This is a genomic window from Haloactinopolyspora sp. (genome assembly GCF_027324685.1).
GTDB lineage: Bacteria > Actinomycetota > Actinomycetes > Jiangellales > Jiangellaceae > Haloactinopolyspora.
The window spans coordinates 16678-29407 of the sequence record NZ_DAHVSH010000108.1; the positions used below are offsets into that span (position 1 = coordinate 16678).

The window sequence follows — 12730 nt, forward strand, 5'->3', positions numbered from 1 at the left end:
ACTCCATCCGCATTCGCAGGCTGGAAAGCGCTTGCCCACCAGCGTGGACGGTGCCGCCGGTCGGTGTCAAGAAGCAGGGTGAAACCGATCGGCAACCGGACGGAAGACACCGACTGGTGAACTGTTCCCGCTCGTCAGCGTGCGCGGTCGGCAGTGCTGCCGGCAACGGGGGCGTATGCGGGTCGAGCTCCACGTTTCCAATGAAGGGACAGATATATGCGAAAGTGGACAGTGGCCGCGGCGGTGATCGCGCTCACGGTCGGGTTGGCCGGGCCTGCGCACGCCGACAACGAGGGGAAGTTCAGCACCCAGTTCGTGGACGGCGCAGGTGTCGTCACAGACGACTTCGGCGATCACTTCAAAGAGATCGGCGGCAGCCTCTGCGCCGGTTGCGCGCACTCGTGGAACACCGACACCGTCGTGTTGTGGCAGTCCATCCTGGCAGCTGAGGGCTTGCTGTCCACCAATGCCATCGACGGCAAGTTCGGCGCGCAGACGGCCGAAGCCACCAAGAGCTGGCAGCGCCGGTACGGGCTGGCCGCCGACGGCAAAGTCGGTCCCGCGACGTGGGGCAGGGCCGACTACAACCTGTACTTCACCAGCAAGGGACGCTTCACGAAGTACATCGGCCGTTCCGGCAACGTCACGTTCCGGCGTGGCGGGCTCAGCACGGACTACGGCGATGGTGCGTACATGATGGAGTACGTGGACGGTGCCGACGGCTCCGCGAGCTTCGACGGGTCGCGCATCTACCACAAGAAGCGGACGATCACCGTGCGCTGAAAATAGCTGGAAGCGGCGCGGCCTCGGTCTGTTGAGTTCAGGCCGAGGCCGCGCCACGTCGTTCGTGGCGTTGGGGGAGTGCGCGGTCCGCGCGGTCGTGATGATCGTCGTGTGCGGGGGTGCCGATTCGGGTGGTCGTGATGATCGTCGTGCGTGGGGGTGCGGGGTATAACGGCTGTTTCGACCACGACGATCTTCACGACCGATCCGTGGACCGATCCGTGGACCGATCCGTGGGCCGATCCGTGAATCGATCCATGACCGGCGTGTAGGTGTGCTCTCGGCGGCGAGCTTCCCCCGGCTTGATCTCCCCGAGGGGCTTGTTGACATCCATAGTAGAGGTTCTCTAACGTTCAGAGGTCAGACCTTAGATGTCGTACCTAACCAGTGAGGTGTGGCGATGCGTCGTCGACGAGGGATCGTGGCCGGGGTAGGTACGGGGGCAGCCGTCGTGGCGGCGTTGATGACGTACGCGCCGGGCGGAGTCGCGTCCGACGCTGCACCACCACAACACGGTGCGGCACCAGCGGAGACCGTCGTCGTCGACGGCACGAGCGTAGGCCGTGAATTCGACGGACTCGGCGCGGTCAGCGCGGGCGCGTCCAGCCGGTTGCTGTACGACTACCCGGAACCAGAGCGTAGCCAGATCCTCGATTACCTGTTCACCCCCGGCTACGGTGCCTCGTTGCAACTGCTCAAGGTGGAGATCGGTGGCGACATGAACTCCACGTCCGGCGCTGAGCCCAGTCATCTGCGCAAGCCCGGGGAGCTCAACTGCCACCGGGGGTACGAGTGGTGGCTGATGCGCGAAGCCCGCAAACGCAACCCCGACATCGTTCTCGGTGGGCTGCAGTGGGGCGCACCGGGCTGGTTCGACGGTGGATTCTGGAGCCAGGACAACATCGACTACCTGCTGGCGTGGCTGGACTGTGCCGAGCAGCACGACCTCGACATCGACTTCATGGGCGGCTGGAACGAGGCCGGCTACGACACCGACTGGTTCGTGCGCTGGAAGGAAGCCTTGCAAGCCGAGCATCCGGACATCGAACTGACCGCCGCGGACGACACCCCGAACTGGAACTGGCGCGTGGCCGACGACATGCAAGCCGACGGTGCGTTCGGCGCCGCCGTCGACGTCGTCAACCAGCACTCGCCATGCGGTCACCGCACGCTCTACGTGGAATGTTCCAGCACCGAGACCGCCAAGAACCTCGACAAGCCGTTGTGGATCGGTGAACTGAGTTCGATGGCGCACGACGCCGGTGCCGAGCCGTTGGCGCGCGCGGCCAACCGGATGTACATCGACGCCGACATCACCGCGATGATGGTGTGGTCACCGATATCGGCGTGGTACTCCAACATCACGCTGGCCGACACCGGACTCATGGTGGCCGAATGGCCGTGGTCGGGCTATTACGACGTCGGCGACAGCATCTGGGCCTACGCGCACACGACGCAGTTCGCCCAGCCCGGCTGGCACTACCTCGACTCCGCCAGCAAGCGGTTGAGCTCCGGAGCCACCATGGTTGCCCTGGCCACACCGGACAGCGACGACTGGAGCGCGATCATCGAGACCCTCGACGCGGAGGGCGCGAGTACCCTCACCCTCGACGTCGTGGACCTGCCTTCCACCCCGATGCAGCTGTGGTCCACCGACTTCGCCTCCGACGATCCCGCCGACCGGTTCCGTCACGTCGGCACGATCACCCCGGACGGCAACACGGTGACGCTCGATCTGGAGCCTGGCCACGTGTATTCGATCACCACGACCGACGGGCAAGGCAAGGGCGATGCCGAACCGGCCGCGAGCGGCACCGATCAGCTCGACCTGCCGTATCGCGAGTCGTTCGAGCACGTCGACGACGGCGGGTTGGCTCGCTACTTCTCCGACCTCGCCGGGGCGTTCGAGGCCGCGCCCTGCGGCGGCGGCCGTGACGGGACGTGCTACCGGCAGATGGTGGACGAAGCGCCGATCAGCTGGGGCGGGGTCGGCGAGATCCCGCTGAGCACCATGGTCGGTGATCCGCGCTGGTGGGGCGACTACACCGTCCAGACCGACGTGCTGCTCGAAGAGCCCGGCTACGTGGAGGTGGGCGGGCGCATCTCCGGCCAGTCGTGGGGCACCCCGGCCAGCGGCTACCACCTGCGCATCGGCACCGACGGGTGGGAGTTGTTCAGCCGCGATCACGCCACGGGCATGGAGCAGACGTTGTCCGCCGGAGACGACGCCATCGACGTCGAAACGTGGCACACCGTCGCCCTGCGGATGCACGGGTCCCGGATCGAAGTCGTCGTGGACGGCGAGCAACTGGGCAGCGTCGACGACACGACGCAGCGCACCGGGAACGTGGCGCTCGGCGTCAGTATGTGGGACCACGCTCAGTTCGACGACCTGCAGGTGACGCGCACCGGCCGGCCGCCGAATCTGGTCGCGAAGGACATGATGACGGCGACGGCGTCCAGCGAGCACGGCTTCCACCGCGGCTGGACGCACGGTGCCGAGCACGTGATCGACGACCGGCCCGAGACGACGTGGAGCTCGCGGTTCGACCCAGCCGAGCCCCTGCCGCAGAGCGTCACCCTCGACCTGGGGCGACCCCAGCGAATCCAGGCGTTGACGTACCAGCCGCGGCTGGACGGCAGCACCAACGGCATGATCACCGGGTACGAGGTGCAGCTCAGCCGAGACGGCGAGTCGTTCGAGCCCGTGGTGAGCGGACAGTGGAGCGCGGACAGCTCCACGAAGGTGGCGGCCTGGGATGCACAAGTCGCCCGCTACGTCCGCCTCGTCGCCACCGACGAAGGCAAGGCGTGTGGTACGGCGACCGCCACCGCGGGTGAGCTCGGCGTGGTCCGCGCCGGCGGGCCCACGCTCACCACGACGCCGCCCGCGCCGCCACGCCCGCAGGTCCCGGACGACGCGCCGCCGGAGTTCGACGATATCGTGCCATCGGACCAGGTCACGGCCACTGCGAGCAGCGTGCACAGCGATCCGCACCTGGCGTGCATGGCCGTGGACGGGCGCGCGACGACGTTCTGGCACTCCGCGCCGGCTGCCACCGGACCGTTGCCCGCATCGGTCACGCTGGACCTCGGCGACACTTATGACGTTCACGGCTTGGGGTATCTGCCTCGCCAGGACGGGAACCAGAACGGCAACATCACGGAGTACCGCGTCGAGGTCAGCGTCGACGGTGAAGATTTCACGACGGTGGCTGACGGCGACTGGGCCGATGACAAGGAGCAGAAGTACGCGACGTGGACGGCTACGACAGCGCGTTACGTCCGGCTGACCGCCATCACCGGGCACTTCGGCGTGGCGGCGGCCGCGGAGTTGCTCGTCGGCCACGCGCCGTGAACCGGCCGCAGTGACGGCGGGCGAAGGGCGGGCTCGGGTGCGCCGGCGCGGGCCACCGGCCGGTACGGCTCGCGCGGGCGTGACGCTGGTGGCCGGGGTCACGGTGGCGTACGCGCTCAGCGAGGTCATCGGGGTCGTCGCCCCGCTCACGGTGGCACTGGTGCTGGGTGTCGTGGTTCGCAACACAGGCTTGCTCACGCCGTCCGCGCGGGTCGCGTTGAGCGGCGCGACGAAGGTGATGTTGCGGGCGGGGGTGGTGGTTCTGGGGCTGCAGTTGGCCGTGCCCGAGCTGCTGCAGCTGCGCCCCGGCTACCTCGGGGTGGTGGTGATCACCGTCGTGGTGACGTTCGTCGGCACCCGGTGGTTCGGCCGGCTGATGCAGGTGAGCCGGGAACGCTCGTTGCTGCTGGCGACGGGATTCTCGATCTGCGGCGCGTCGGCGGTGGCTGCCGTGGCCAGCGTCGTGGATGCCGACGAGGACGACGTCGCGACGTCCATCGCGATGGTGACGTTGTACGGAAGCCTGGCGATCGCCGGATTCCCGTTGTTGCAGGACGTGTTGGGGCTCGGTGACCGGGAGTTCGGCGTGTGGATCGGCGCCAGCGTCCACGAGGTGGCGCAGGTTGTCGCTGCCGCGGGCATCGCCGGTCAGGTCGCGCTCGTCGTGGCGGTTCTGGCGAAACTGGGCCGGGTCGTGCTGCTCGCCCCGATGATCACGCTGGTCGCCCTGAGGGAACGACGCCGGGCACTCAGTCGTACCGATGGCGGGCCGCGTCCGCCCCTGGTGCCGCTGTTCGTGCTCGGCTTCTTGGCGATGGCCGGCGTGCGTAGCACGGGTCTGCTGCCGGACGTCGTGGTGTCGGGAGCAGGAGTCGTCACGGCAGTGCTGCTGTCCGGCGCGATGTTCGGGCTCGGTGCCGGTGTTCACCTGCGGAGCCTGGTGCGCACTGGTGGCCGTACCGCCGCGTTGGGCGCGGCGTCCACTGGTCTCGCCGCCGCGGTCGCCTACGGCGGGCTGCTCGTCCTGGCCTGATGTCTTGCCGCGACTGATCTCGGCCGCGACAGGGCCAGAACTCTGACCACAGACGTTCTATGCTGGAATCGTCGATGGAGGTGGCTGCGGGTGTGGAAGCCAGTCAACGAATCAGGCAGCGTCGCTCAGCGCATCGTGGCTCAGATCGAGCAGTTGCTGGAGAGCAAATCGCTCAAGGCGGGAGACCGGCTGCCCACTGAACGCGATCTCGCCGCGCTGGTCGGCGCCAGCCGGCCTTCGGTCCGCGAGGCCGTGCGGATTCTGCAAGCCCAAGGTCGGCTCGAGGTCAAGCACGGTCTCGGCGTGTTCGTGGTCGAGCCGTCGGCCGCGGAGCTCGGCGCGGCGCTGCGGGGTGCCGACCTCGACATCGACGAGTTGTTCTCGATGCGCGAGGTGCTCGAGGTGCCCGCGGCTCGCTGGGCGGCCGAGCGCATCACCGCCGATCAGGTCGACGAGCTGCGCGCCGTCCTCGACGAGCTCGACGCGGCCTTCGACACCGATCCCGCCGACTTCCGCCAACTCGCCAAGCTCGATGCTGCGTTCCACCTGCGTATCGCCGATATCGCCGACAACCGCTTCTTGCGCCAGACCAGTCACGTACTGCATGACATCCTCATCTCGGGGATGAAGACGACGCTGCTCATCCCCGGGCGTCGGGAGAAATCGCGCGGTCAGCACGAACGGATCGTCGACGCCCTGGCGGCCAATGACGCCGCAGCGGCGGCCAGAGCCGCGCGCACCCACATCCGTAGCGCGCATCGTGCCGCGCTGGACCGGTTGGCCGCTGAAGCGGCCGACGGCAACGGCGCGGCTGTCTGACCGTCCGCAGCCTTCGAGCTGCAGAAACAACCTCAAGGCACGGTATAGACGCCGGCTACCCATTGACCTTTACGAGAGCAGGGGTCTAACCTCTTACCACCTGAAATCGATTACTCATCGACGAGTTTCGGAAGGCGGGTCGCCCGATGACACAGCGGCGTACTCTTCCTGGTGCCGGCCGACCGACACGGCGCACGTTCCTCGCTGCCAGTGCTGGGCTGGGCGCCGCCGCGCTGGCCGGTCTGTCGGGTTGCGGCGGCGGGTTCGGCGGCGGCGACGGCTCCGGCGGCGGAACAGACCTCGAGTTCGACATCCCGGACCCGGCCGGCGACTTCCCCTCCACGGACGTCACCATCCGGCTGGTTGACAGCGGTGACACCAAAGCGGACTTCTGGAACGCTTTTGCCGAGGCGTACCAGGCCAAGCACGACAACGTCACGTTCCAATACGACCCGTTGCCGTGGAACCGCATCGAAGAGGTCGTGCCGCTGGGTATCCGGAACAACTCCGCCCACGACCTGATTCAGCTGCCGGGCAACATTCCGCTCAGCCAGGCCGTGTCCGAAGGGTGGGTGGCACCCCTGGACGACTACATGCCCGACTTCGCCGACTGGCAGCAGCGTTTCCCGGACACCTACCAGGTCGAAGGCGTGCATGTCTTCGACGGCCAGCAGTACATCGTGCCGATCGGCACCGACCAGCGGCACTTCCAGATCATCCACTACAACAAGCAGCTCATGAACGACGCCGGATTCGACCCCGAGACCGAGCCGTTGACATGGGACACCTACCGCGAAGCGGCCCGCAAGGTCACCGAACAGGGCGACGGGCAGGCCTACGGCGTCATCTTCGAGATCAACCAGCCTGGCCGGCTCGTGCAGTGGGTGGAGTACATGGCGCGGATGGCCGGGCTGCCGATCGTCGGGAACATCCTCCAACCGTCCGGCGAGTTCCACCACGACAGCGACGAGATCGTCGCGGCCATCGAGCTGATGCTCGCGTTGCAGCAGGACGGCAGCGTCTTCCCCGGGTCCAGTTCGCTCACCGCGCCGGAGTGCTGGCCGCGGGTGGTCCGGGGCAATGCCGCCATGGTCAGCGCCGGGCCGTGGGTGACCGCCCTCTGGGACCGCGACGAGCCCGACTTCGACTTCGGCGTCGCACCCTTACCGTTCCCGAACGAGAACCCGTGGCCGCCGGGATACGTGACCATCGGCGGGGACATGCTGACGATGTTCGCCGGCAGCAAGGTCAAGGAGGTCGCCGGGGACGTTCTCGGCTACGTCACCTCCCTCGACGGCCAGACCAGATGGGCCGAGAATGCTGGCGTCGGCAACCCGCCGGTTCTCGCCGAGGCGCGCGAGGCAGGTTCCACCGATTACAGCGACCAGGCCAAGACGTGCTTGGAGCTGGCTGAGGCCATGGTGGGCAACCCCGAACCGGTGATCGCCAACCCCGACGTCGCGCTGGTCACCAAGCACGAACAGCCGCCGGACCCCGGGTTCGCCGACGTGTTGCAGGCGATCCTCGTGGGCGAGGTCAGCGATGTGCGCAAGGCGCTGCGTGAGGTCAAGGACCGCGCCGAGCGGGCCCGCGACGAGGCGATCGCGAAGGCCGCGAAGGTCGACGGCAGCACCGCGACCCGCGATGATTGGATCTTCCCGAACTGGGACCCGACCAAGGATTACACCATCGAGGACTACGACGGTCGCTGAACCGCACTCGACCAGGAGAGCATATGGCCATGCTCAGACCGGCCGAACGGCTGGCCGGCGCGGACCGCACCTCGGGATCACCCACGACGCTGCGCGAACGGCTGTGGAACTCGCGCTGGTGCTACGTGTTCATGTTGCCGTCGCTGGTGCTCGGCGCGTTGTTCACGCTCTACCCGATGATCTCGTCGTGGTACATCTCGTTCACCGACTGGTCCGGGCTGGAGTCGGACAAGCGCTTCGTCGGTGTGGAGAACTACCGCGAGGCGGTGGGCGATGCCGCGTTCTGGAGCGCCTTCGGCCGGACGTTCGCGTTCACCGCCGTCGCGGTTCCGGTGATGCTGATCCTGGCGTTGTTCGCAGCTCTGGTGCTCAACGACGCGTCGCTGCGGATGCGGGCGGTCTTCCGCACGATGTTCTTCCTCCCGGTGGTGACGACGACGGCGATCGTCGGCGTCGTCATGTCGCTGATCATGAATCCGTTCGACGGCCCGTTGAACGCCGTCCTGCTGGACCTCGGGCTCATCGACCGTCCGGTGGACTTCCTGGGCGACCCTGACCTGGCGCTGTGGTCGGTCGCCGGGGTGTTCGTCTGGAAGTGGATGGGCATGTCGATGATCTACTGGCTGGTCGCGCTGCAGACCGTGCCCCAAGAGCTGTACGAGGCCGCCCGCGTGGACGGCTGTACTCGCCGGCAGACGCACCGGCACATCACCGTGCCGATGATCACGCCGTTCGCCGTGGTCATCATCCTCATCACCTTCGTCGGTGCGCTGCAGACCTTCCCGCTGGTGCAGTCGATGACGCAGGGCGGCCCGGCGTTCGCCACCGAGCTGGTCGAGCTGTACATCTACCGCCTGGCCTTCGCCGCCGACTTCACGCCGCGGTTGGGCTACGCCTCGGCGGTGGCGGTGTTCTTCGGCATCACGGTCCTGATCTTCACGCTGGCGCAGGTCTGGGGTGTGCGACGAGCCGGTGCCATGCAAAGCGACGTCAAGGAGGTGAACCGGCGATGACGATCCCCACCGCCACCGAACCCACGGCACCGGCTCAGACGATCACCGCGCCCGCGCCGCCTCGCAAGCGCCGGGGCTGGCGACGAGAGATCATCGTCAGCCTCATCCTGCTGCCGATCTGCCTGATCTGGATCTACCCGTTCCTCTGGATGGTCGGCTCGTCCCTGAAGACCGACACCGAGATCTTCGGCAGTGTCAGCATCCTGCCGGAGCAGGCGCAGTGGGAGAACTACACCCGGGCCTGGTACGAGGCGAACATCGGCCCGTACTTCTGGAACACGATCTTCATCACGGTCTTCACCATCGCCATCGTCGTCGTCACCACGGCGATGATCGGCTACGTGATCGGGCGCTACCCGTTCCCGGGCCGCAAGGTGCTGGTGGTGCTCCTGATCGCCACGCTGTTCCTGCCCGAGGGCTACACGATCATCCCGGTGTTCGACCTGATCAACCAGCTCGGGTTGTCCGGCTCGTTGTGGGGCATCATCCTCGCCGAGTCCGGTGGAGCACACGTCATCCAGATCATGTTGTTCGCCGGATACTTCCGGCAGTTGCCGAACGAGCTCGAGGAAGCCGCACGCATCGACGGCGCCGGGTTCGTGCGGACCTTCTGGACGGTGATGTTGCCACTGGCCAAACCCGCGATCGCCACCGCGATCATCCTCGCGCTGATGCGGGTCTGGAACAGCTTCCTCATCCCACTCGTGCTGACTCTGGCCCAGCCGGAACTGCGCACGCTGGCCGTCGGCGTCTACTCGTTCCAGGGCGAGAACATGACCGACTGGTCCGGCATGGCTGCTGCCTCCACCATCGCCCTGATGCCCATCGTCATCATCTTCCTGCTGCTCCAGCGATACTTCGTCGAAGGCGTCGCCGGCGCGGTACGTGGCTGAAACCCCCGCACTGAGGAGTTCACTTGCTGTACGGCGTGTCCTACTACTACGAGTACCAGCCGTTCGATCGTCTCGACGACGACGTGCGGATGATGGTCGAGGCTGGCATCAACTACGCCCGCGTCGGCGATTCGATCTGGTCGCTGTGCGAACCGCGCGAAGGCGAGTTCGACCTCGACTGGTTACAGCGGGTGCTCGACGCGTTGCACGCGGCTGGTATCCAGGTGGTGCTGACGACGCCGACGTATGCGATTCCGCCGTGGCTGCACCGCCGGTACCCGGAGATCATGGCGGTGCGCCGGGATGGCCAGGTGACGCCGTACGGGGCGCGCCAGAACGTCGACGTCACCAACCCGACCTACCGGCATTTCGCCGAGCGGATCACCCGTCTGGTGCTCGAACGCTACGCGCAGCACCCCAGCGTCATCGGCTTCCAGGTGGACAACGAGACCGGCACCGCGGGCGCGCACAACCCGAGCGTCATCGACGCGTTCCGCGAGCACATCCGGCGCACCTACGGCACGGTCGACAAGGTCAACGAGATCTGGGGACTGACGTACTGGTCGCACCGGCTGAGTGACTGGGCCGATCTGTGGGCTCCGGCCGGTAACACCAGCCCGGGCTACGACCTGGAGTGGCGCCGGTTCCAAGCCGGCATGACCACCGAGTTCCTGCAGTGGCAGGTCGACATCGTCCGCGACTATGCCCGCCCGGAACAGTTCGTCACCCAGGACGTGGTCGGTTACCACGGCAAGCCCGACGCCGACCGGTATGCCATCGGCGCCGTCATGGATGTGCAAGCTGAGAACTTCCCGCATGCCACGCAGGACGGTCTGGCGCAGCCGCCGGTGGAGGGGTTGCACATGTACCCGGCCCGCACGGCGGGCTCGGGCCCGGCTCAGCTCTACCAGCGTTCGGACATGGCCTACGGCGTCAAGCGATCGAACTTCTTCATCACCGAGATGAACCCGATCAGCATCGCCGGCTCGGACAACGTCTTCCCCGGCTACGACGGCCAGTGGCGGATGGCGGCGTTCTCGACGATCTCGCGCGGCGCCGACATGGTCGCCTACTGGCACTGGCACAGCCTGCACTACGGGCACGAGATCTACTCGCACGGCATCGTCAACCACGATCTCGAGCCGAACCGCAATTACGACGAGGTCGCCGGCATCGGCCGTGACCTGGCCAAGCACGGCGACTTGCTGACCGGGCTCACCCCCGAAGCCGAAGTGGCCTTCCTGTACTCCTACGACAGCCGCTGGGCGATGGCCTGCCAGCCGCCGCTGAAGACCGCCGACGGCGCCGCGCCGGACAGCCGCAGCTACGAGCGGATCTTCGACACGTTCTACCGGGGCTTCTTCGATGCCCGGGCCCAGGCCATCGTGCTGCCGGCCGGCTCGGACGTCTCGGCGTACCCGGTGGTGGTGGCTCCAGCGCTGTACGTCGCCGACGATGCCACGCTGGACGGGTTGGCCCGCTACGCCCACGACGGCGGCCACCTGGTGCTGACGATCCGTACGGGGTATGCCGACGAGTACGCCCGGGCTCGCTGGGTCCGTGCGCCCGGTCCATTACGCGAGGCGGCCGGCGTCGGCTACAACCTGTACTCCAACCTCGCGGCGCCGCTGCCGGTCACCTCGGTCTCCGGCGGGCTGGAGGTGCCACCGGGGGCGCTCGCCACGGCGTGGATGGACGAGCTGGTCGTCGAAGGCGCCGACGTGCTGGCCGGTTACGACCACCCACACTTCGGCCGGTTCCCCGCGGTGACGACGCACCGCTACGGTGCGGGCCGGGTGACCTACGTCGGCATGCTGCCCGACACCGGGCTGGCTCGCGAGATCGGGTCGTGGGTCCTGCGCGCCTCGGACATCGAGCCGCTGGGCGCCGGTCTGCCCGAGTCGGTCCGGATGACTCGGGCGCGTGCGCGCGACGGGCGCTCGTTGGCGTTCGTCAGCAATTGGTCGTTCGAGACGCCGGAGCTGCCGGACGACCTGGTGAAAGGGACGGACGTGTTCGCCGGCGAACCCGTGGGCCCCGGCCGGCCGGTGCGGCTCGGCGCCTGGGACATCAGGGTGATCGCCGAGGACTGAGCGGTGACCACCAGGGATCTACCGCGGCTAGGGCCGCGGTGGATCCCTGGCGATCACGCCCGGTAGCGGTGGGACTGACGGCCCGTGACGCCGACGGCTTCGACCCGGAACAGGGAGCCGGCCAGCGGCCACCGAGCCAGGTCGGCGTCGGTCATGCGCAGCTGGGACGTGGTGATGTACAGGTCGGCGAGGTCCGTGCCGCCGAAGGCGAGGCTGGTGGCATGGGGAACCGGAAGCGGCAGCACGTGGTCGAGGCGCCCGTCGGGGGTGAACCGGCGTACGGCCGCGCCCCCGCGGGCCATGGCGACCCAGACCCCGCCGTCGGCGTCGACGGTGAGCCCGTCCGGACGCCCCGGCACCCCGGACAGGTCGACGAAAACGCGCCGTTTGGACAGCTCTGCGGTGTCGGGGTCGTAGTCGAAGACGTCGATGCGTTCCAGGGGCGTGTCGACGTAGTACATCGCCGAGCCGTCCGGGCTCCAGTCGAGGCCGTTGGAGATGGTGACGCCGTCCAGCACCTGGCGGGGTTCGCCTCGCTCGACCACGAACAACGCCGCATCGCCGGGGCTGGACTCGTCGGCCATCGTCCCGATGAGGAATCGGCCGGCCGGGTCCACGCCGCCGTCGTTGGTCCGGCTGCCGCCGGTCACGGAGGCGACTGGCGTCAGGACCGGATCCGGCCACGACAGCAGCGCGATGTCGTGCCCGGCCGCCGCGAGATACTGCTCGCCCTCGGTCAGTGCGAGCGCCGCCACCGGAACGTCGAAAGCGGCGAGGACGTCGTCTCCGGTGGCGGGGTCGAACTCGTGCACGGTGTTCGCCAGCAGATCGACCCACATCAGCCGGGACCGCTCGGCGTCCCACAGCGGCCCCTCACCGAGGCCGGCGGCGGCCGTGACGGCAACGGCCTCAGATCGCATGCAACTGCCGCAGGCGTTCGGTCAGCGCGGCGCGGCGGTCGTCGTCGAGCCCGCGAGCAGGTGCCACCAGGGCGGGCGAGCAGACACCGGCAGCGGCGAGGGCCGC

9 protein-coding genes are annotated in these 12730 nt (G+C 67.8%); 8 read left to right on the forward strand and 1 reads right to left on the reverse strand.

What is annotated here, in order from left to right:
* Positions 1-216 precede the first annotated feature (216 nt).
* The 8 genes from M6444_RS12770 to M6444_RS12805 all read left to right on the forward strand — a co-directional run bounded on the left by M6444_RS12770 (position 217) and on the right by M6444_RS12805 (position 11704).
* Entirely contained in the window at positions 217-783 is a 567-nt protein-coding gene (locus tag M6444_RS12770; protein WP_298327811.1) for a peptidoglycan-binding domain-containing protein, read from the forward strand.
* Positions 784-1183: 400 nt separating this feature from the next.
* Entirely contained in the window at positions 1184-4141 is a 2958-nt protein-coding gene (locus M6444_RS12775; protein WP_298327813.1) for a discoidin domain-containing protein, read from the forward strand.
* Between the two features lie 10 nt (positions 4142-4151).
* Positions 4152-5174 carry a putative sulfate exporter family transporter gene (locus M6444_RS12780; RefSeq protein ID WP_298327815.1) on the forward strand — a complete coding sequence of 341 codons (1023 nt, stop codon included), beginning with the start codon at positions 4152-4154 and terminating at the stop codon, positions 5172-5174.
* A 90-nt stretch (positions 5175-5264) separates the two neighbouring features.
* Positions 5265-5993 carry an FCD domain-containing protein gene (locus M6444_RS12785; RefSeq protein ID WP_298327818.1) on the forward strand — a complete coding sequence of 243 codons (729 nt, stop codon included), beginning with the start codon at positions 5265-5267 and terminating at the stop codon, positions 5991-5993.
* 146 nt (positions 5994-6139) lie between these two features.
* Positions 6140-7705: an extracellular solute-binding protein gene (locus tag M6444_RS12790; RefSeq protein WP_298327820.1), complete on the forward strand. Its 1566-nt coding sequence runs from the start codon at positions 6140-6142 to the stop codon at positions 7703-7705.
* A 29-nt stretch (positions 7706-7734) separates the two neighbouring features.
* Positions 7735-8718: a sugar ABC transporter permease gene (locus tag M6444_RS12795; RefSeq protein ID WP_298327822.1), complete on the forward strand. Its 984-nt coding sequence runs from the start codon at positions 7735-7737 to the stop codon at positions 8716-8718.
* Positions 8715-9611 (forward strand): carbohydrate ABC transporter permease, encoded by an 897-nt coding sequence (locus M6444_RS12800; protein WP_298327824.1) that lies wholly within the window; start codon positions 8715-8717, stop codon positions 9609-9611. The genes M6444_RS12795 and M6444_RS12800 overlap by 4 nt, the downstream gene beginning before the upstream one ends.
* A 23-nt stretch (positions 9612-9634) precedes the next feature.
* Positions 9635-11704, forward strand: coding sequence for a beta-galactosidase (locus M6444_RS12805; RefSeq protein ID WP_298327827.1), 2070 nt, complete (start codon positions 9635-9637; stop codon positions 11702-11704).
* Between the two features lie 53 nt (positions 11705-11757).
* Here the strand turns inward: M6444_RS12805 and M6444_RS12810 are convergent, their stop codons facing one another.
* The gene (locus M6444_RS12810) at positions 11758-12624 is read right to left on the reverse strand and encodes an SMP-30/gluconolactonase/LRE family protein (protein ID WP_298327831.1); all 867 of its coding nucleotides are present in this window, start codon (positions 12622-12624) and stop codon (positions 11758-11760) included.
* Positions 12625-12730 lie beyond the last annotated feature (106 nt).

Excerpts from the sequence above, each read along its gene's own strand:
- M6444_RS12800 (WP_298327824.1), top strand. The coding sequence starts at position 8,715 with ATGACGATCCCCACCGCCACCGAACCCACGGCACCGGCTCAGACGATC.
- M6444_RS12795 (WP_298327822.1), top strand. The coding sequence starts at position 7,735 with ATGCTCAGACCGGCCGAACGGCTGGCCGGCGCGGACCGCACCTCGGGA.
- M6444_RS12790 (WP_298327820.1), top strand. The coding sequence starts at position 6,140 with ATGACACAGCGGCGTACTCTTCCTGGTGCCGGCCGACCGACACGGCGC.
- M6444_RS12775 (WP_298327813.1), top strand. The coding sequence starts at position 1,184 with ATGCGTCGTCGACGAGGGATCGTGGCCGGGGTAGGTACGGGGGCAGCC.
- M6444_RS12810 (WP_298327831.1), bottom strand. The coding sequence starts at position 12,624 with ATGCGATCTGAGGCCGTTGCCGTCACGGCCGCCGCCGGCCTCGGTGAG.
- M6444_RS12770 (WP_298327811.1), top strand. The coding sequence starts at position 217 with ATGCGAAAGTGGACAGTGGCCGCGGCGGTGATCGCGCTCACGGTCGGG.